At 74.6% G+C, this 18,936-nt stretch carries 15 protein-coding genes; 7 read left to right on the top strand and 8 right to left on the bottom strand.

What is annotated here, in order from left to right; genetic code table 11:
• The first annotated feature begins 82 nt into the window (after window positions 1-82).
• Both AB0J67_RS22560 and AB0J67_RS22555 read left to right on the top strand, forming a co-directional pair.
• A complete protein-coding gene (locus AB0J67_RS22560) occupies window positions 83-1,150 on the top strand; it encodes an NADH:flavin oxidoreductase/NADH oxidase (RefSeq protein WP_363485381.1) in 1,068 nt (355 codons plus the stop codon).
• A 163-nt stretch (window positions 1,151-1,313) separates the two neighbouring features.
• Window positions 1,314-3,659, top strand: coding sequence for a polyprenyl synthetase family protein (locus AB0J67_RS22555; protein WP_363485380.1), 2,346 nt, complete (start codon window positions 1,314-1,316; stop codon window positions 3,657-3,659).
• A 42-nt stretch (window positions 3,660-3,701) separates the two neighbouring features.
• Here the strand turns inward: AB0J67_RS22555 and AB0J67_RS22550 are convergent, their stop codons facing one another.
• The 3 genes from AB0J67_RS22550 to AB0J67_RS22540 all read right to left on the bottom strand — a co-directional run bounded on the left by AB0J67_RS22550 (window position 3,702) and on the right by AB0J67_RS22540 (window position 7,553).
• Window positions 3,702-5,726, bottom strand: coding sequence for an acyltransferase family protein (locus tag AB0J67_RS22550; protein WP_363485379.1), 2,025 nt, complete (start codon window positions 5,724-5,726; stop codon window positions 3,702-3,704).
• Window positions 5,727-6,006: 280 nt separating this feature from the next.
• A complete protein-coding gene (gene dusB, locus AB0J67_RS22545) occupies window positions 6,007-7,119 on the bottom strand; it encodes a tRNA dihydrouridine synthase DusB (protein ID WP_363485382.1) in 1,113 nt (370 codons plus the stop codon).
• A 161-nt stretch (window positions 7,120-7,280) separates the two neighbouring features.
• On the bottom strand, window positions 7,281-7,553 hold the full coding sequence (locus AB0J67_RS22540) for a DUF6158 family protein (protein ID WP_363485378.1): 273 nt from the start codon (window positions 7,551-7,553) through the stop codon (window positions 7,281-7,283).
• A 103-nt stretch (window positions 7,554-7,656) separates the two neighbouring features.
• On the opposite strand from AB0J67_RS22540, the gene AB0J67_RS22535 reads away from it, so the two are divergent.
• Window positions 7,657-8,208 (top strand): type 1 glutamine amidotransferase domain-containing protein, encoded by a 552-nt coding sequence (locus tag AB0J67_RS22535; protein WP_363485377.1) that lies wholly within the window; start codon window positions 7,657-7,659, stop codon window positions 8,206-8,208.
• 10 nt (window positions 8,209-8,218) lie between these two features.
• On the opposite strand, the gene AB0J67_RS22530 is transcribed toward AB0J67_RS22535, so the two are convergent.
• Together AB0J67_RS22530 and AB0J67_RS22525 are read right to left on the bottom strand one after the other, a co-directional pair.
• Window positions 8,219-8,902: a hypothetical protein gene (locus AB0J67_RS22530; protein WP_363485376.1), complete on the bottom strand. Its 684-nt coding sequence runs from the start codon at window positions 8,900-8,902 to the stop codon at window positions 8,219-8,221.
• Window positions 8,903-8,955: 53 nt separating this feature from the next.
• Window positions 8,956-9,918 (bottom strand): TIGR03557 family F420-dependent LLM class oxidoreductase, encoded by a 963-nt coding sequence (locus AB0J67_RS22525; RefSeq protein ID WP_363485375.1) that lies wholly within the window; start codon window positions 9,916-9,918, stop codon window positions 8,956-8,958.
• Window positions 9,919-9,990: 72 nt separating this feature from the next.
• On the opposite strand from AB0J67_RS22525, the gene AB0J67_RS22520 reads away from it, so the two are divergent.
• Window positions 9,991-12,102, top strand: coding sequence for a RecQ family ATP-dependent DNA helicase (locus AB0J67_RS22520; RefSeq protein ID WP_363485374.1), 2,112 nt, complete (start codon window positions 9,991-9,993; stop codon window positions 12,100-12,102).
• Between the two features lie 212 nt (window positions 12,103-12,314).
• Here AB0J67_RS22520 and AB0J67_RS22515 read toward each other — a convergent pair whose 3' ends face one another.
• Window positions 12,315-12,590, bottom strand: coding sequence for a dsRBD fold-containing protein (locus AB0J67_RS22515; RefSeq protein ID WP_363485373.1), 276 nt, complete (start codon window positions 12,588-12,590; stop codon window positions 12,315-12,317).
• A gap of 94 nt (window positions 12,591-12,684) precedes the next feature.
• On the opposite strand from AB0J67_RS22515, the gene AB0J67_RS22510 reads away from it, so the two are divergent.
• Window positions 12,685-13,659 (top strand): quinone oxidoreductase, encoded by a 975-nt coding sequence (locus AB0J67_RS22510; protein ID WP_363485372.1) that lies wholly within the window; start codon window positions 12,685-12,687, stop codon window positions 13,657-13,659.
• 4 nt (window positions 13,660-13,663) lie between these two features.
• On the opposite strand, the gene AB0J67_RS22505 is transcribed toward AB0J67_RS22510, so the two are convergent.
• Window positions 13,664-14,434: a carbohydrate-binding protein gene (locus tag AB0J67_RS22505; RefSeq protein ID WP_363485371.1), complete on the bottom strand. Its 771-nt coding sequence runs from the start codon at window positions 14,432-14,434 to the stop codon at window positions 13,664-13,666.
• A 179-nt stretch (window positions 14,435-14,613) separates the two neighbouring features.
• Here AB0J67_RS22505 and AB0J67_RS22500 point away from each other — a divergent pair, with 179 nt between their 5' ends.
• Entirely contained in the window at window positions 14,614-15,837 is a 1,224-nt protein-coding gene (locus AB0J67_RS22500; protein WP_363485370.1) for a hypothetical protein, read from the top strand.
• A gap of 82 nt (window positions 15,838-15,919) precedes the next feature.
• Here AB0J67_RS22500 and AB0J67_RS22495 read toward each other — a convergent pair whose 3' ends face one another.
• A complete protein-coding gene (locus AB0J67_RS22495; RefSeq protein WP_363485369.1) occupies window positions 15,920-17,191 on the bottom strand; it encodes a hypothetical protein in 1,272 nt (423 codons plus the stop codon).
• A gap of 59 nt (window positions 17,192-17,250) precedes the next feature.
• Here AB0J67_RS22495 and AB0J67_RS22490 point away from each other — a divergent pair, with 59 nt between their 5' ends.
• A complete protein-coding gene (locus AB0J67_RS22490) occupies window positions 17,251-18,906 on the top strand; it encodes a hypothetical protein (RefSeq protein ID WP_363485368.1) in 1,656 nt (551 codons plus the stop codon).
• Window positions 18,907-18,936 lie beyond the last annotated feature (30 nt).

Genomic DNA, 18,936 nt, shown 5'->3' with positions numbered 1-18,936 from the left:
GGGGGCCCCCGCCCCACCCCCCCCCCCTTCACTGTGACCAGCGACACCCGACGATTTCATATCCGGACCGTAGATTGGCGCCGTGACGCTTCTCGGCCACCCCCTCGACCTGCGCGGCATCACGCTGCCCAACCGCATCGCGATGTCGCCGATGTGCCAGTACTCGGCCGGGCCGGACGGCCTGCCGCACGACTGGCACCTGGCCCACCTGGGCGCCCGCGCCGTCGGCGGGGCCGGCCTGGTCATCGCCGAGGCCACCGCGGTGCTGCCGGAGGGCCGCATCTCGCCGCGCGACACCGGCATCTGGTCGGGCGCGCACGTGGACGCCTGGCGCCCGATCACCGCGTTCGTCGCCGCGCAGGGCGCGGTCCCGGCGCTGCAGCTGGCCCACGCCGGGTTCAAGGCCTCGACGTACTGGCCGTTCGCGGCCGAGCGCGGCGGGGTGCCCGACGCCGACGGCGGCTGGGCGCCGGTCGGCCCCGGCAGCGCGCCGTTCGTGCCGTCGTACCGCACGCCCCGCGCCCTCGACGAGGCCGGCATCACTGCCGTGATCGCCGCGTTCGCCCAGGCCGCGGCGTACGCCGTGGACGCGGGCTTCCAGGCCGTGGAGATCCACGCGGCGCACGGCTACCTGCTGCACGAGTTCTACTCGCCGCTGACCAACCACCGCACCGACGGCTGGGGCGGCGACCGGCCCGCGCGCATGCGCCTGGCCCTGGCGGTCGCGTCGGCCGTGCGCGACGCGGTCGGCCCCGACGTGCCCGTGCTGGCCCGGGTGTCCGCGACGGACTGGGTCGAGGGCGGCTGGGACGTCGCCGACACCGTCGTGCTCGCCCGCGAGCTGGCCGCCGCCGGCGTCGACCTGGTCGACTGCTCCTCGGGCGGCGCCGCGCCGCACGCCGACATCCCGATCGGGCCCGGCTACCAGGCGCCGCTGGCGGAGCGGGTGCGCGCCGAGGCCGGGGTGCCGACCGGCGCCGTGGGCCTGATCACCGAGCCCGAGCAGGCCGCGCGCATCGTCGAGGACGGCCAGGCCGACCTGGTGCTGCTCGGCCGCGAGCTGCTGCGCGACCCGTACTGGCCGCGCCGCGCCCTGGCCAAGCTCGGCGGCCAGCCGCACTGGCCCGACCCGTACGCCCGCGCCTTCTGACCCCCGCCCCCGCGCGGTTGAGCCGACGCCGGGAAGGGCACCTTCATCCGCGTAGGCGTCACGAAGCCGCCCTTCCGTTCGGCAGGGCGGGGGGCTGGCGCGGGGGTGGGATCATGGGGCACAGCGCCGGTTCTCGATCGGCGCGGGGGAGGTGACGGACCGGATGGAGACCGCCACCAGGGTGCTGCGGCCGTTCCCGTTCCGCAGGGAGGATCTCGATCCCGACCGGATCGGCGAGGGCGTACGGCAGACGCTGGACCACTACTTCCACTGGCGGGACGGCTCGCCGGGGGTGATCGCGTCGCATGTGGACGGTTACACCGAGCAGCTGCGGGCGATCATGCGCGGGCACACGCCGGCGGCGGCGGCGCTGCGCGGGGTCTGGCCGCCGCGCCGCCGGCGGGAGCTGCGCGACCAGGCGGTACGCGAGCTCAACTACTTCGGCGTCTACAACCTCAGCGAGGTGCCCGACCCGGCCGACGTGGCGCGTGCCGAGCGGCTGGCGCGGGTGCACGCCCGGGCGGTGCGCGACACGCTCGCCGCGATCGAGCGGGGCCGCGGCCCGGCCGGGGTGGTGGAGGCGCTGGAGCGGCGCTTCCCCGGGCTGCGCGGCGTGCTCGAGACCCGCTGGCTGCTGGAGCGGCTCGACCGGCTGCACCGCTGCCTGCCCGAGACCGTGGTGCGGGCCGGCGCCATGGGCAAGGTGGTCCGCACGCTGGTCGGGGTGCTGGCCATCGGGGCGTACGACACCCGTGACGCGGGTCGGGCCGCGACCCGCGAGCACCTCACCCGGATCCTGCCCGGCGCGTACGCGTACGGCGCCGCGTACGCCATCGTCGACGACTCGTTCCAGGACCTGCGCGGCGAGCACCTGCCGCAGCGGGACCGGGACCGGCTGCACCGGCTCGTGCTGCGCGGGCTGAGCACCGGCGCCCCCGTCGACCGGGCCGAGATCCCGGACCACCCGCTCGCCGAGGAGCTGCACGAGCTGTACGGCATCGCGCTGCGGGTCTACCCGTTCAGCACGCACCGGCACCTCTACCAGGCCGCCGAGTCGATGTACCTGGCCCAGCACCGCGACGCCGCCCGTGACCCGGCCGAGCCGCTGCCGGACGGGCTGGAGTCGGCGTACCCGGACATCTTCCTCAAGGCCGGGCTGAGCCGGGTGGTGGCCAACATCCTGGGCCGGCGCGAGGTCGACGAGGGCTTCTACGCCCGCTGCCTCAACACGATCTTCCTGAGCCAGTTCAAGGACGACCTCGCCGACCGCGACGAGGACCGGCGCGCGGGCCGGATGACGCCGTTCACGCATCCGGGCGACGGGCACACCAACCCGCTGCACGACCTGTTCGCCTACGACGCGTACGTGGTCGACCAGGTGTTCGGCGGCGATCCGGTGGCCCGGGACGCGCTGACCGGCGTCGGCGCGGTCAAGCTCGCCACGCACCTGTGCCGCGACCCGCGCCGCACCCTGGACCTGCTCGACGAGTATCCGGCCACGGCCGAGATCGCCGCGTTCCTGCGCACGGCCGCCGCGGTGCCGCGCCGCGTGCAGCCGCAGCTGACCACGGGCGACCTGCGGCTCAAGCGCGAGGCGGCCGCGATCATGGGCGAGCGCGACCCGAACAGCGTGGACGCCCGCACGTTCGTGCTGGACCGGCTGGACCGCATCAACGAGCTGGTGCACCGCTGCCACACCGAGGTCGACGCGGCCGAGCTGGCGCCGATCCTGGCGTACACCATGGACGGTCCGGCCAAGCGGCTGCGGCCCGCGCTGACGCTGATGCTCGCCGAGGGGCTCGGCGTCAAGGACACGCTGTCGGACCCGCTGCTGGGCGCGATCGAGCTGTTCCACACCGCCAGCCTGATCTTCGACGACCTGCCCGCCCAGGACGACGCGACGCTGCGCCGGGGCCGCCCGGCCGCGCACACGGTGTTCGACGAGGGCAGCGTCCAGCTCGCCGCGATCTCGATGCTGTCCTCCGGGTTCGGCATGCTGGCCCGGCTCGACCGGCACTACCCGGCCGACCGGGTCACCGACGTCGTGGCGTACGTCGGCACGGTGCTCGGGCCGCAGCGGCTGTGCCGCGGTCAGTACCTGGACCTGCGCTTCGCCCGCGACGCGCGGCCGGTGACCGGCGAGGACATCCTGGAGATGTACCGGCTGAAGACCTCCACCATGGTCGAGGCCGCGCTGGTGCCGCTGATGATGCTGCTCGGCCGGCCCCGGGCCGAGATCGAGCTGGTCACCCGGTACGCCGACCACGCCGGGGTGGTGTTCCAGGCCCGCGACGACATCCTCGACGCCACCGCCACCGCCGACCAGCTCGGCAAGGACGCCGGTGCCGACCTCGGCAAGGCCAACCTGGTCCGGGTGTACGGGCTGCCGCAGGCGCGGCGGCTCATGGCGCAGCACCGGGACGAGGCGGTCGCCTGCCTGCACGCGCTGCCGTTCGACACCCGCCTGCTGGAGGGCATCGTCGACCACTTCGCCACCCGCAACCACTGACCGCGGCCGGGGCCACCCGCGGGTGCCCCGGCCCGGCCGTGCTCAGGCGAGCCCGTAGGCGCGCAGCTGCGCCTCCATGCGCGGGGCGTAGTCGCGGGCGGCGGTGGCGGAGATGTGCGACTGGTCGTGGTACACCAGCAGGTCCCCGATCACCACCGGGCAGCGCTCCAGCGGGCACAGGTCGGCGGTGAAGTCGAGCAGGTGCACCCCCGGCCGCTTGCCGTCCCGGATGAGGTCGGCCATCGCGTCGGGGAGCACGCCCGGGTCGTGCTTGAAGTCGCAGGCGGTGCTGCCGGGCGCGATGCCGGACACGCACTCGGGGACGTCCTTGTTGGGGTAGGGCGTGTCGCGCAGGTAGACGATCGGCGCGCCGGACGCGGCCAGCCTGGTCAGCGTGTCGTCCCAGGCGTCGACGTACGGCTTGCCGACGGAGGCCTTCTTCATCAGCGTGCCCACCATGATGAACTTCGGCTTCGGCCCCTTGAGGATGCGGTCGACCGTGTTGTTCCGCCAGGCGACACACGACTCGTTGGCCTTGGGCTGGTTGGCGATGGAGATCGCCACCACCGGCACCGGGCAGCTCGACTTGCCCAGCACCTCGACCGCCCAGCCGTGGGACCTGCCGATCTGCTCCAGCGCGGGGAACCACTGCAGCGCGTGGGAGTCGCCGAAGAGCACGACGCGGGTGTCGCTCGCGGGGTCGCCGAACAGGCAGGTGCCGTTGGTGGTGGTGTCCTCCCGGGCCATGCAGGTCTTGTTGGCCACCGGGCTGTCGTGGCGGGCCTCCTGCGGGCTGGGGCGCAGCTTCCAGCCTTCGGCGGTCGCTGCCGTGGCGCCCGCCGACCGGTCCAGCACGACGCCCGCGGTCACCGGGATCAGCACGGCCAGCAGGCCGACCGTCAGGCCCCGCCACGGGGCGGCGGTCACCCGCGGGGACAGCCGGATCGGCCCCTCGACCAGGCGCATGGTCAGCCACGCGGGCACCCCGGACGCCAGCGTCAGGGCCAGCTTCGCCGGCCAGTGCTGCTCGCCGAAGTGCGCCTCCCAGAGCACCAGCACCGGCCAGTGCCACAGGTACCACGCGTAGGAGAGCCGGCCGACGGCACGGGCGGGCGCGGTCGCCAGCAGCCGGGCCACGCCGGCCGGGCCGTGCTCGGGGGTGATGGCGAGCCCGGCGAGCAGGATCGCGACCGTGCCCAGCGTCGGCAGCAGGGCGGCGGTGCCCGGGAACGGGGTGTCCGCGGAGTACGCGTAGACCGACCAGAGCACGGCCGCGGCACCGGCCACCCCGAGCGCGTAGCCCTGGCGCCGCCCGGCCGCGCCGGCCCGCAGCGCCCGCGCGACGTGGGGCACCGCGAGCGCGCCGAGCGCCCCGGCGCCGAACTGCCAGGCGCGTGACGGGGTGCTCAGGTAGGCCAGGGACAGGTTGGTGGAGGTCCAGTACAGCGACACGGCGAAGGAGCCCGCCGTGATGGCGCCGATCGCGACGGCCAGGATCGGCAACGGCGAGCGGCGCAGCTTCCTGGCCACCAGCACCAGCACCAGCGCCAGCGGCGCCCATACCAGGTAGAACTGCTCCTCGACGGCCAGCGACCAGAAGTGCAGCAGCGGGCTCTGCGCCCGGCCCTCGGCGAGGTAGTCGGTCTGCAGGCCGATGAACCGCCAGTTGGCGACGTTGAGCGCCGAGGTGATGACGTCGGTCGCGACGTCCTGGCGGCGCAGCGGGCTCAGCAGGAAGGCCGCGCCCACGCTGGTCGCGGCGAGCACCACCCCGGCCGCGGGCAGGATGCGGCGGGCGCGCCGGGCGTAGAAGTCCTTCAGCGAGAACGTGCCCCGCTTCTCGATGTCGCCCAGCAGCAGCCCGGTGATGAGGAAGCCCGAGATGACGAAGAACACGTCGACGCCGACGTAGCCGCCCGAGAAGCCCGGCACCGCCGCGTGGAAGAGCAGGACCGCGCCGACGGCGACGGCGCGCAGGCCTTCGACGTCCGGCCGGAAGCCGGTGCGATACCGGCGCGGGGTCTCGGTCTGCCCGTCGGCAGGCGCGAGCAGGGTTGCTTGGCTCAAGCTCGTTCCCCGTTGTTCGATCAGACGAGGGGTGGTCGGGTGCTGAGCAAGATACAGGACCGTGCCGCCGATGCGATACGGCAGCCTGCTGCCAGGGGTGGATGGACAGGGCGCCATTTCGGAGACTCGTCATCTCGAACCCGCCGCTCCGCGCCCGTCCCCGCCGACCAGACCGGAGCCCGGTTCCTGAGGTCAGGAACCGGGCTCCCGGCGGCTGTGTCGGCCGGCCATGGCCGGAGGTGAGCAGGACCTGCCGCGATGCTCACCAGCGGGGCGTCGCTCAACCGCCCGAGTCGTCGTGCTCGGCGTCGGTGGGCACGGCCTCGGAGTCGCGGTCGTCGAGCCAGCCGTACGGCAGCACGACCCGGGCCGGGGAGTTGGTGCGCCCGCGCGGCTGGCCCAGGTTCGCGACCGGGAACGGCGCCTCGTGGTCCAGCTTGCCGAGCAGGTCGTCGAGCTCCATCAGCGACGACGCCATCGCCATCGACCGGCGCAGCTCGGAGCCGACCGGGAAGCCCTTCAGATACCAGGCGACGTGCTTGCGGAAGTCGGTGACCGCCTCGCGCTCCTTGCCCCACCACTGGGCCAGCAGCTCGGCATGCCGGCGCATGACCTGCGCGACCTCGCCGAGGTCGGGCATCACCCGCTCGGGGCGGCCCGCGAACGCGGCGGCCAGGTCGGCGAACAGCCACGGCCGCCCCAGGCAGCCCCGGCCCACCACGACGCCGTCGCAGCCGGTCTCGGCCACCATGCGCAGCGCGTCGTCGGCCTCCCAGATGTCGCCGTTGCCGAGCACCGGCACGTCGAGGGCCTGCTTGAGGGTGGCGATCGACTCCCAGTCGGCCTCGCCGGAGTAGCGCTGCGCGGCGGTGCGCGCGTGCAGCGCCACCCACTTCACGCCGGCCTCCTGCGCGATCAGGCCCGCCTCGACGTACGTCAGGTGGTCGTCGTCGATGCCCTTGCGCATCTTGATGGTGACCGGGATGCCGGCGGGCGCGGCCGCGTCCACGGCGGCCTTCACGATCGAGCCGAACAGGCGCCGCTTCCACGGGATCGCGGAGCCGCCGCCCTTGCTGGTGATCTTCTTGACGCTGCAGCCGAAGTTGAGGTCGACGTGGTCGGCGAGGTTCTCGTCGACGATCCGCCGCACGGCCTTGGCCGTGATGTCCGGGTCCACGCCGTAGAGCTGCATGCTCCGCGGCTGCTCGTCCGGCCCGAACTCGATCATCTTCTCGGTCTTCGGGTTGCGCACCGCGAGCGCCACCGTCGTGATCATCTCGCACACGTAGATGCCGGCGCCCTGCTCGCGGCAGAGCTGCCGGAACGCGACATTCGTGATGCCCGCCATCGGCGCGAGCACCACGGGCGGATCGACGGGGTATCGCCCCAGCATCAACGACGCGGTCACACCCCCGAGGATCTCACGCCACACCCCCCGATCCCGCTCCTGGTAACCCACCCCACACACCCCCCCCGCCAAGATCGTGACGATCTTGCGTGAAGTGTTAGGGATATGGGCGATTTAGGCGTGTCGTACCCACCGTACGCGCAAGATCAGCGCGTGTGGGGGCGGAGGCGGGCGGGGTCGATTTCGCGGTGGGGGAGGCGTCTGAGGTAGTCGGCTTCCAGTTCGATCATGCGGGCGGTGTGGCGGGTGAGGGCCCGGTCGCCGGCGTGGCGCAGGGTGTCCAGGCGGGTGCGGTGCAGGGCGGCCAGCTCGCGGAGCAGGTCCTCGTCGGAGAGGTCGCGGGCGGGGATGCCGTCCTCGGGCTCGAGGTCCTGCTGCCAGGCGTAGACGACCTCCGCCACTTCGTCGTAGTCGCGCATGCGGCAGAGGTACCCGGTAGGCGGCGAGTCAATCTCTCCCGAGCTGTTTTGTCGGGGTCGGTGGGGGTATGCGACAGCGGAGACGACCCGGAAGAGGTGGAGCATGAACGGCACCGACAAGAGCGTCGCCTTCCTCGTCGCGAAGGAGGGCATCGAGCAGGTGGAGCTGACCGACCCGTGGCAGGCGGTGCGGGACGCGGGCGCGACCCCGCGGCTGATCTCGCCGGAGCCCGGCACGGTCCAGGCCTACCACCACCTGACGCCCGCCGACGCGTTCCCCGTCGACCAGGTGGCGGCCGAGGCCGACGCGACGGAGTTCGCCGCGCTCGTGCTGCCGGGCGGGGTGCCCAACGGCGACCTGCTGCGCTGGCAGGAGCCCGCGCGGGACTTCCTGCGCCGGTTCCTCGACACTGGCCGGCCGGTCGCGGTGATCTGCCACGGCGGCTGGATCCTGATCGACGTCGACGCGGTGCGCGGCCGGCGGATCACCTCCTGGCCGAGCATGGCGACGGACTACCGCAACGCGGGCGCGGACTGGGCCGACGAGCCCCTGATCGTGGACAACGCGGGCTCGTTCACGCTGATCAGCAGCCGCAAGCCCGACGACCTGCCGGCGTTCTGCGAGGAGCTGGTGCGCCAGCTCGACAAGGTCTGACCGCGCCCGATCACCGGCGGCCGCGGCGCAGCAGGGTCTGCACGGCCTGGGCTTCGTACGCCGCGTCCGCCGCCTCCTGGGTCAGCGCGTGCGACGACACCCGGGCCACCTCGGCGGCCCGCCGCGCCGCCCGCTCGCGCGAGGCGGCCACCTGGTAGAGGCGCTGCGCCTCGGCGTCCTCGGCGCGCAGCCGCGACAGCACGTGGGCCCGGTCCTGGCGGGTCTGGTCCCAGCCGTCGACCTGCTGCCACACCGCGCGCAGCTGCTCCATCGTCAGATCGCCGCGCTTGTACGCCGCCCGCGCGGCCCGGGAGATCTCGCGCAGCGCCTCATCGGAGACCGCCGGCCGGGGCGCCTGCTCCGGCTCCTGCGGGCCGGCCTCGGCGGCCTCCGCCAGGTGTCGCGCCGCGTCCAGGTGCGCCTGCCAGGCGGTGTCGCGCTCCTGCTCGGCGGCGGCCAGCTCGGCCGCGGTCTGCTCCGCCTTCAGCACTGCCGTGCGGGCCGCTTCGAGCACGTCGGCGGCGACCTCCTCCAGCTCCCTGGCCTCGGCGGTCAGCCGCTCGCGCGCGGCGGCGGTCAGCCTGCCCGGCCGCTCGCCGTCGCCACGCTCGCTGCGTGCCAGCAGCCCGAGGAAGGCGACCGCCAGCACCGTGAACGGCAGCCCGCCCAGCAGCATCATGGCCGAGGAAGACACACCTGCACCTTAGTATCGATCAGCGTTGATCGTTAGGGGCTGTGCGTAAATAGTCACCCACCGTTGAGCGCGGGCAGCAGCTGCTTCTGCGCGAAGTCGAGGAAGTCCGGCTGCGAGTCGCCGCCGATCTGCACCACCGCGACGTCGGTGAAGCCCGCGTCGGTGAACTCGCGGATCGCCGCGACGTGCCGGTCCACGTCCGGCCCGCACGGGATCTTCGACGCGACGAACTCCGGGGTGACCGTCGCCGCCGCCGCGTCGAACGAGCGCGGGCCGGGCAGCTCCGCGTTGACCGCCCAGCCCAGGTTGAACCAGCGGAACTGCTCGTGCGCGACCTGGGCGCACGCGTGGGCGTCCGGGCCCCAGCAGATCGCGACCTGCCCGTAGCGGGGCCTGCCGTCGCCGCCCGACTTCTCGTACGCGTCGATCAGCTCGCGCTTGGGCTCGACGGCGATCAGCGCGGCGTCGTTGCGGGCGGCCAGCCGGCACGACGACGGCCCGGACACCGCGACGCCGATCGGCACCTGCTCGTCCGGCAGGTCCCACAGCCGCGCCTCAGGCACGTCGTAGTACTCCCCGCTGTGGTGCACCGTCTCCCCGGCCAGCAGCGGCTTGATGATCTCCAGGGCCTCGGCCAGCATGGCGTGCCGCTGGGTGGCCTGCGGGTACGCGCCCACCACGTGCTCGTTGAGGTTCTCCCCGGCGCCCAGGCCCAGCGTGAACCGCCCGCCGGACATGACGCCGACGGTCGCCGCCATCTGCGCCACCACCGCCGGGTGGTAGCGCATGGTGGGGCAGGTGACGAACGAGACCAGGTCCATCCGCTGGGTCACGTGGGCCACCGCGCCCAGCACCGACCAGGCGAACGGCGCATGCCCCTGCTCCTGCAGCCACGGGTAGTAGTGGTCGGAGCAGACCGCGAAGTCGAAACCGGCCGCCTCGGCGCGTACCGCGTCGTCCACCAGCTCCCGCGGGCCGCGCTGCTCGGTCATCAGCGTGTATCCGATGTTGGTCATTCCCGCTGCATACCCTGGGTGCGCCGGGCTGACACCCGACCCGGTGACGGCCCCACCTGGTAGAACTGCGGGATGGCGGAGGACAGGACGCAGTTGCGTGAGCGGGCCGAGGCGGTGCTGCGCCGGCTGGCCGGCGAGCACGCGGTGCTGCGGGCAGACCAGTGGCGCGCGATCGAGGCACTGGTGGCCGACGCCCGGCGGGTGCTGTGCGTGCAGCGCACCGGCTGGGGCAAGTCCGCGGTGTACTTCGTCGCCACGGCGCTGCTGCGCGAGCGCGGCCACGGCCCCACGGTCATCGTGTCACCGCTGCTGGCGCTGATGCGCAACCAGGTGGAGGCGGCCGCCCGCGCGGGCATCCACGCCCGCACCATCAACTCGGCCAACCTGGAGGACTGGGAGCAGATCACCGCCGAGATCGCCGACGGCGCGGTCGACGTCCTGCTGATCAGTCCCGAGCGCCTCAACAACCCCGACTTCCGCGACAGCGTGCTGCCCCGGCTGGCCGCCACCACCGGCCTGCTGGTGGTCGACGAGGCGCACTGCGTCTCCGACTGGGGCCACGACTTCCGCCCCGACTACCGGCGGCTGCGCACCATGCTCGCGGAGCTGCCGACCGGCACCCCCGTGCTGGCCACCACCGCCACCGCCAACGAGCGGGTCACCGCCGACGTGGCCGAGCAGCTCGGCGACGCCCTGGTCCTGCGCGGGCGCCTGGACCGCGAGTCGCTGCGCCTGGCCGCCCTCGACCTGCCCAGCCCCGCGCACCGGCTCGCCTGGCTGGCCGACCACCTGGACCGCATGCCCGGCTCGGGCATCGTCTACACGCTGACCGTGGCCGCCGCCCAGGAGACCGCCCAGTTCCTGGCCTCCCGCGGGTACGCCGTGGCCGCGTACACCGGCCAGGCCGAGGACGCCGACCGCCGCGCCGCCGAGCAGGACCTGCTCGACAACAAGATCAAGGCTCTGGTCGCCACGTCCGCCCTCGGCATGGGCTTCGACAAGCCCGACCTCGGCTTCGTCGTGCACCTGGGCGCCCCCGCCTCACCGATCGCCTACTACCAGCAGGTCGGCCGCGCCGGCCGCGCCGTCGCCAGCGCCGACGTGATGCTCCTCCCAGGCCCCGAGGACGCCGCCATCTGGCGCTACTTCGCCTCGCTGGCCTTCCCGCCCGAGGAGCAGGTCCGCCGCGTCCTGCACGCCCTCGACGACGCCGGCCGCCCCCTGTCCACCCAGGCCCTCGAAGCCCAGGTCGACCTGCGCCGCAACCGCCTGGAGATGATGCTCAAGGTGCTCGACGTCGACGGCGCCGTCCACCGCGTCCGCGGCGGCTGGGAGTACACCGGCCGGCCCTGGGCGTACGACACCGCCCGCTACGACCGCATCGCCCGCGCCCGCCGCGACGAGCAGCAGGCCATGCTCGACTACGCGGCCACCCCCGGCTGCCGCATGGAGTTCCTCCGCCGCTGCCTCGACGACCCCGAGGCGGGCCCCTGCGGCAACTGCGACCGCTGCGCCGCCCCCGCCTTCACCCCCGACGTCTCCGCCGAGGCCCTCCGCGCCGCGCACACCTTCCTCGGCCGCCCCGGCGTCGAGATCGAACCCCGCAAGATGTGGCCCACCGGCCTGCCCGCCGTGGGCGTCCCCCTCTCCGGCCGCATCCCACCCGCCGAGCAGACCCACCCCGGCCGCGCCGTAGGCCGCCTCTCCGACCTCGGCTGGGGCACCACCCTGCGCACCCTCCTGGCCGACGGCCAGGACACCAAACCCCCCGCCGACCTCCTGGCCGTCCTCATCGAGGTCCTCAAGGACTGGTCCCACGGCGACACCCCCTGGCCCGCCCGCCCCACCGCCGTAGTGGCCGTCAACTCCCACACCCATCCCCACCTCATCCAGTCAGTAGCCGACCACATCTCCAAAATCGGCAGACTCCCCTTCCTGGGCACCGTCCAAGGCGGCCCTCAACCCAACACCTCCCGCGCCAACAGCGCCCAACGCGTCAAGACCCTCCACAACGCCTTCACCATCCCCGACCCACTAGCCGCCCAACTCCGCCAACTAAAAGGCCCCGTCCTCCTCATCGACGACCTCGTCGACTCCGGCTGGACCATGGCCATAGTCGCCCGCCAACTAATCCAATCCGGCGCCCCCGGCGTCCTCCCCCTAGCCCTGGCCCTAGCCGCCTGACAAACCAGCCGACCGCCCCAAACCACACCACCGACCCCCGTTCCCCGAGAACTCTCCGTCGGCCCTACACCCCTGTCGCCCTCCCACCCGTGGGCCGCACCGACCCACCCCACCAGCGGAGCGGGGCATCGACCGCGAGCGCGTAAAAGGCCGCCGCCCTTTGGCGGCCCCAGCGCTCGCGGTCGATGCCCCGCGCAGCCCCCGAGAAAGAACTAAACGACCGGATCCCCCCCATGCACATTCGACTCGACCTCATCAGCAGCCGCCTCCAACAACCGATGCGCCAGCCCTGACAACGCCCGAGCCCCCGCCATCTCCTCCCCGATCGACGCCCGAGGCCGATCGACCGGATTACGCCGGGCATGCCCCTCACCCGTGAGCAGCCGCCCGTTCGGCAGCCGCATCGAGGCGACGGCCCGGGTGACGTCCACGTCCTCCTCGAACCGCAGCTCGACCATCAAGGTCTTGGTCATCGTCGCCGTGGTCATGCGCGCCCCCTCCGTGCTGCGATGCTGCTCTCATTGTCTCTCGCCGACCGGGCCCGGCAGGCGGACACGCGGCCGATGGGGCAGGCTGGCGACCATGCAGGCGATTCAGATCACGCAGTACGGCGGGCCGGAGGTGCTCACCCCGGTGGAGGTGGAGCTGCCCGCGCCGGGTCCGGGCCAGGCGCTCGTCGAGGTGGCCGCGGCCGGGGTGAACTTCATCGACGTGTACCACCGGCAGGGCCGCTACCCGACCCCGCTGCCGTTCGTGCCGGGGGTCGAGGCGGCGGGCCGGGTGCTCGCGGTGGGCCCCGACGTGACCGCGGTGCGTCCCGGCGAGCGCGTCGTCTGGGCGATGGTGCCGGGGACGTACGCGCAGCAGGCGCTGGTGCCGGTGGACCGGCTGGTGCCCCTGCCGGACGAGGGCGTCGACGCCGAGACGGCCGCGGCGGTGCTGCTGCAGGGCATGACCGCGCACTTCCTGACCCACGACGTGTACCCGGTGCGCCCGGGGGACACGGTGCTGGTGCACGCGGCGGCGGGCGGGATGGGCCTGCTGCTGTGCCAGCTGGTGCCGCACCTGGGCGGCCGGGTGATCGGCACGGTGTCCACCGACGCGAAGGAGAAGCTGGCCCGGCAGGCGGGCGCCGCCGAGGTGATCCGCTACGACCGGGTCGACGACCTGGCCGGCCGGGTGCGCGAGCTGACCGGTGGCGAGGGCGTCGCGGCGGTGTACGACGGCGTGGGCGCGTCCACGTTCGACGCGAGCCTGGCCGCGCTGCGCCGGCGCGGGGTGCTGGCGCTGTTCGGCGCGGCGAGCGGCCCGGTGCCGCCGGTGGACCCGCTGCGGCTGATGGCGGCCGGCTCGGCGGTGCTGACCCGGCCGACCCTGGGCGACTTCGTGGTGTCGCGTCAGGAGCTGCTGGCACGGGCCACCGACGTGCTCGGCTGGGTGGCCGCGGGGACACTGGACGTGTCGGTGGGCGGCCGCTACCCGCTGGCCGAGGCGGCGCGGGCGCACGAGGACCTGACGTCGCGGCGCACGACGGGCAAGCTGCTGCTGATCCCCTGAGCGGTCACTGGGTGACGTCGAGGCAGTCCATGTTCGGGCCGCCGTCGCCGCCGGTGGCGGTGGCCCGGATGGTGTTCGCGCCGCTGGTGAGCGTGACGGTGACGGTGGCGGTGGACCAGTCGTCCCAGTCGCGGGTGCCGTCGAAGCGCACGCCCTGCGCGACGACGGCGCCGTTGACGCTGATGTCCATCGGCCGGTTGCGCCCGCTCGCGTTGGCGAAGCGCAGCCGCAGCGTGGCCTGCCCCGGGGCGCCCTGCACGGTCCACTGGACGTAGCTGCCGGCGGTGTTCTCGTAGTCCATGAACCCGTTGCCGCTGTAGTTGCGGTGGTCGTTGGCGAAGCGCGCCCGCGAGCCGGACGCCGCCTCGGCCTCGTAGCGCACGGTGCGCGGCGCGGCGGGCGGCGGGGGAGCGGGCGACGGCGGTGCCGAGGGTGAGGCGAGGGTGCCGGGCGAGGCCGCCGGGGACGCGGTGGGCGTGGTGGACGCCGCGGCGCCGGGCCCGCCCGAGGCGCGTACGCCGGTGCGCTGCGGGGCCGGGGTGTGCGGCAGCGGCACGTCCGGGTCGATGGGCGCGCCGGCGGCGGGCGCCTGGCTCGGCCCGGGGTTCCAGGGCAGCGCGTCGTTCCAGGCCGCCGGCTGGTGCAGGGTGGTGACGATGAGCAGCACGAGCGCGCCGGTGAACACGGTGGTGGCCACCAGGGGCAGCAGGCGCAGCCGCTCCAGCACCGTGAACCGGCGCCTGCGGCGGCCCTCGTACCCGAAATCGTCCTCCACCCGGAAGTCCCGCCGTCCTCGCCCGCCGCTGCGCGGCCCGTCATGGTTCCGGCGTGAAACGTAGCCATCGCGGGGCGGCGGCAAACCATCCGCTCGGTCAGCAATCAGCCAGCCGACGGGCCTGCGTTGCACCGGCACCACGGCGGGAACCGCGCGGGCGGGTCGTGACTCGACCGGTCATGACGACGAGACGTGAAGTGCTGACGCTGCTCGGGGCGGGTGCCGCGGCGGCGCTGACGGGGTGCCGCCCGGCCGCGCCGGAGGCGGCCCCGGCCGCACCGGACATGCTGCTGGTGCAGGTGGAGGACGGGCCGGCGGTGCTGCGCCCGTCGGGGGTGGAGCGGTTCGGGGCGGGCCTGGCCACCCCGGACGGTGCGACGGTCTTCGCGGTGCGGGCCGACGGGGTGGACACGGTGCTGTCGGCGATCACGACGCGGACCGGGCGGCGGACCGACGGCCCGCGGCTGGCCGGGGCGTGGGTGCCGCGGGTCGCCTCGGCGGACGGGCGGCTGGTGGCGCTGGCCGCGCCGGACTCGGCCGGGGTCACCCACGTGCCCGCAGGGCGGTCGCGCACGCCGCTGGTGGTCGCCGACGCCACCGCCGAGGTGGCCCGGCTGGAGCTGACCGGCAACGTGGTGCCCGATGCCTTCACGGCGGCCGGCGAGGGCCTGTTCGTGCTGGACTGGCTGCCGCCCGCCGCGCCGGACCGCTACCGGGTGCGCCGCCTCGACCTTGCCTCAGGGGAGGCCTCGCGCCTGTTCACGCGGTTGAAGGCGCCGGTGCCGGAGGGGGCCGAGGAGGAGATGAGCGGCCAGGGCCGGCTCGCGGTGTACGCGCCGAACCGGCAGGTGCTCTACACGCTCTACACCCACCAGCCCGACCACGCGCACACCCGTGACCTGGTCGCGGGCCGTCGCGGCAACGTGCATGCGTTCGTGCACACGCTGCACCTGAACGAGCAGTGGGCGTACTGCGTGGACCTGCCCGCCCCGTTCGGCGAGGGGCCGGGCGCCGGGCACACCGTCGCGATGCCGCCGGAGGGGACGCACCTCTACGTCGCCGACGTGACCAGCGGCCGGATCGCTGTGATCGACGCCGTCGGCCTGACCGTCCAGTCCGTGCTGGACGCGCCCCGGACGCAGGGCACGGCACACCTGGCGGCGACGTCCGCGACGCTGTTCCTGGCGACCGGCGACACCGTGCACGCGGCGCCGCGGCGCGGTGTCACCGAGTGGAGCCGCTGGGACGCCGGCGGCCTGGTCTCCGGCCTGGCCGCGAGCCCCGACGGCAGGCGGGTGTACGCCGCGCTGCCCGGCGCCGTCGCCTGGTTCGACGCCGTGACCGGCGCCCGCCAGGGCGAGGTCCCCGTCCCCGGCCTCACCGGCCTGACAAACGTCCTCTGACCCCGCCATGATCATCCGACTTGCCTGGCAGATGTGCGTATCTTGAGCGCTCATTCGCCCATGTGCCAGGCAAATCGAGCGATCATGGGGGCGGCGTGGCGCGGGGCGGGCGGCCCAGGGGAGGGATGCGGGCGGCGACCAGGGCCAGCAGCCAGGCGGGGGCGAGCAGCAGGGCGAGCACCGCGTACCAGGGCAGGCGCCAGGTCCACGAGGGGCCGGTGGCGGCGGTGAGGTTGTCGCCGGTCCACGGCCGGGCCGCCAGTGACCAGGCCAGGAACGCGTCCCCGACGGGCAGCGCGCCGCCCAGGTAGCGGCGCGTGCCGTCCCACTGCACGGCAAGCCCGGCGCCCTCGGCGAGGCCGGTCAGCGCCGCGGCGGCCGGGCGGTCGCCGTAGAGCACCGCGTCGCCGAGCGCCACCGCGCTGGCCGAGGCGCTCAGGCCGTGGAACAGCGGCCCGGAGTCCACGTCGCCGGGCAGGTCCTCGCCGGTCGGGTGCTCGCGTACGCCGGGCAGCCCCGGCACGTCCGAGGCGAACCGGTCGCGGAAGGCGATCCAGTCCCCGGCGCCGCGGCCCGGGTCGAGGTCCCGCAGGAAGCGCAGGATGATCACCTGCGAGGTGGCGCGGGCACCGCTCGTCGGCTCGCCGGTGACCGCGTCGACGGTGTGCGGCAGCAGGCCGGTGGCGACGTCGCGCCGCGTGTCGGCGGCCTTCGTCCACCGCGCGACCAGCGCCGACCGGTCGGTCCCGGTGAGCGTCCCGGCCAGCCGCACCGCGGCCAGGGCGACGACGCTGTCACAGGGCCAGGCCTGTCCCGGGTACGCGGTGAGGAACGGCGACCCCGTCCGGTCGAGCCGCCGGCCGAACGCGTCGGCCAGCGCGCCCGCGTCGCCGGCCAGCCGGTCCCGCTCCGGCGCGCCCGGCCCGGCCAGTGCGACCACGCCGGCCCGCAGCCAGGTCGTCCAGCCCTGGTAGAAGACGCCGTACGGCGGGTCGAGCGCGGCGTCGAACACGGCGCGGCCGTCGGCGCTGTCCAGCTGCGACAGTGCCCAGCGCGCCTCGGCCAGCGCCCGGTCCCGCTGCGCCGGGCTGTGCGAACCGACGTCCACCCAGGTCAGGCCGTAGAGGGCGTAGCTGAAGAACCAGCCCTCCGGGAACAGCGCCTGCATGTCCCGGGCGCTGCCGCGGTCGAGCGCCTGCCGCAGGAAGGCCAGCCGGGGCAGCGCGTCCGCGGCGACCTGCGCGCCGGTGCGCTCCAGCGGGCTCGGTGCGTGCAGCCGGGACACCTCGATCCCGGCCAGTCCGGTCACCGCCAGTACGAAAAGGACGACGACCGACCGCAATACCCTGATCACGCTGCGATGGTAGACGGGTGTGCATGCGTTCCGTCGCCCCCGCGGCCTACCATCGACCGGTGACCCAGGGTGTGGAACCAGTGGATCTGTTGCGGCTCATCGGATCCGCCGCGCACGACTACGACAGCATGGACGAGCTGGAGCAGGTGCTGCTGCCCGGCGACGACCTGCATCCGCTGGCCGCGCAGCTCGTGGCGCCGATCCTGGCGTTCGCCGCGGACCCCAAGACCCGGCTGCCCGACCAGCTGCTCATGCTGGTCCGCGAGCTGGCCGCGCATCCGGCGGGCGGGGCGGTGCGCGACTGTCTGCGCGCGTTCACGATCACGTTGCGTAACCTGTCCGATCTCGACGACCACAGCGTGGTCGAGGAGTCCACGGCGCTGCTCGGCCACTGCGGGCCGGACCCGGCGCTGGCCGCCGCGCTGCTGGCGCGGGCGCGGGCCGAGGCGGACGACTACCGCCGGGTGACCCCGCTGGTCACCGCCGCGCAGCTCGATCCGGCCGCCGCGGCGGGCTGGCTGCCGGAGCTGCTCGACCCGTCCCGGCCGCCGACGGTCCGGGTCGCCGCCGTGCTGGCCATGCGCGAGGCGGGGCTGCCCGCCGGTCCCGGCGCCGCCGCGGCGCTGGCCGAGGGCTGGTCGGCCGACCCGGACGCGCTGCGCTGGACCACCCGCAAGGCCCGCCTGCCCGGCCTGGTGGAGTACGCCGCCGGTCGCGCCCGCGAGGAGGAGGTCTACCCGGCGATCGCCCGCGACGGCCTGCCCCAGGCGCGCCGCGACGTGGCCCAGGCGCTGGCCGACCGGTCCGCCCGCGGCGACCTGCCCGACGGCCTGGGGGCGCTGCTCTGCCGCCTGCTCGACGACCCCGAGGAGCGGGTGCGGCGCTGCGCGTACCGGGCGGTCGTCGCCGACGACGCGCTGACCCGGCGGCAGGCGGGCTGGCTGGCCCTGAGGATCGGGCAGGGCGCGCCGATGCGCCGCTCCGCGCTGGACGCGCTGCTGCGCGTCGGTGACCCGCGCTGGCGCGACCACGCGCTCGCCGCGCTGAGCCAGGGCTGGACCCCGCCCCGGCTGCCCGCCGCGCTGCGGGAGCTGCCGGTGCTCGACGAGCCGCTGCGGGAGGCGGTGCTGGCCCGGGTGCTGGCCCTGGCCACCACCATCGACGTCGAGCGCTCGCCGAAGGCCACCGCCAACGACCACCGCGAGCTGGTCGGCCTGCTGAAGGTGCTGGAACGCGCGCCGCAGCCCGCGATCGGCCCGCTCGCCGCGCAGCTGCCGCAGATGACGTTCCCGGCCCGGCTGTGGGTCGCGGAGTTCCTGGCCGAGACCGGCAAGGGCGACCCGGCGGTGCCGGCCGCGCTGGCCGCCATCGCCAACGGCGAGGTCATCTACCTGCGGCTGCTGTGGCTGGCCGGGGGCGACGACGCGCCGCTGCGGGCCGCGATCGCGGTCGCGCCGCGCCGCGACGTGCTGGCGGCGGTCGCCGCCGCCGAGGTCTTCGGCGACGCCGACCCGGACGTGGCGGCCCGGCTGCGCGAGATCCGCGACAGCGACGCCGACGTCAAGGACCGGTTCGCCGCCGCGGGTGCGCTGTGGGAGCTGACCGGCGACCCGGCCGAGGCCGAGGCCACCGTGCGGGAGGCGCTGCGGGCACCGTGGCTGCGCACCCGGCAGCGCGCCGCCGAACTGGCCGACCAGCTGGGCCTCACGCGCTGAGAAAGCGCTCTATACCACAGTCGCGCCGGG

It is taken from the genome of Catellatospora sp. NPDC049609, assembly GCF_040675365.1.
GTDB lineage: Bacteria > Actinomycetota > Actinomycetes > Mycobacteriales > Micromonosporaceae > Catellatospora.
This window is presented reverse-complemented; position numbering and strand designations above follow the sequence as displayed.

Bases quoted from the DNA above. Each gene is read 5' to 3' on its own strand.
- AB0J67_RS22535 (WP_363485377.1), top strand. From the start codon at position 7,657: ATGAACGGCACCGACAAGAGCGTCGCCTTCCTCGTCGCGAAGGAGGGC.
- AB0J67_RS22500 (WP_363485370.1), top strand. From the start codon at position 14,614: ATGACGACGAGACGTGAAGTGCTGACGCTGCTCGGGGCGGGTGCCGCG.
- AB0J67_RS22525 (WP_363485375.1), bottom strand. From the start codon at position 9,918: ATGACCAACATCGGATACACGCTGATGACCGAGCAGCGCGGCCCGCGG.
- AB0J67_RS22555 (WP_363485380.1), top strand. From the start codon at position 1,314: ATGGAGACCGCCACCAGGGTGCTGCGGCCGTTCCCGTTCCGCAGGGAG.
- AB0J67_RS22540 (WP_363485378.1), bottom strand. From the start codon at position 7,553: ATGCGCGACTACGACGAAGTGGCGGAGGTCGTCTACGCCTGGCAGCAG.
- AB0J67_RS22515 (WP_363485373.1), bottom strand. From the start codon at position 12,590: ATGACCACGGCGACGATGACCAAGACCTTGATGGTCGAGCTGCGGTTC.
- dusB (WP_363485382.1), bottom strand. From the start codon at position 7,119: ATGCTGGGGCGATACCCCGTCGATCCGCCCGTGGTGCTCGCGCCGATG.
- AB0J67_RS22520 (WP_363485374.1), top strand. From the start codon at position 9,991: ATGGCGGAGGACAGGACGCAGTTGCGTGAGCGGGCCGAGGCGGTGCTG.
- AB0J67_RS22510 (WP_363485372.1), top strand. From the start codon at position 12,685: ATGCAGGCGATTCAGATCACGCAGTACGGCGGGCCGGAGGTGCTCACC.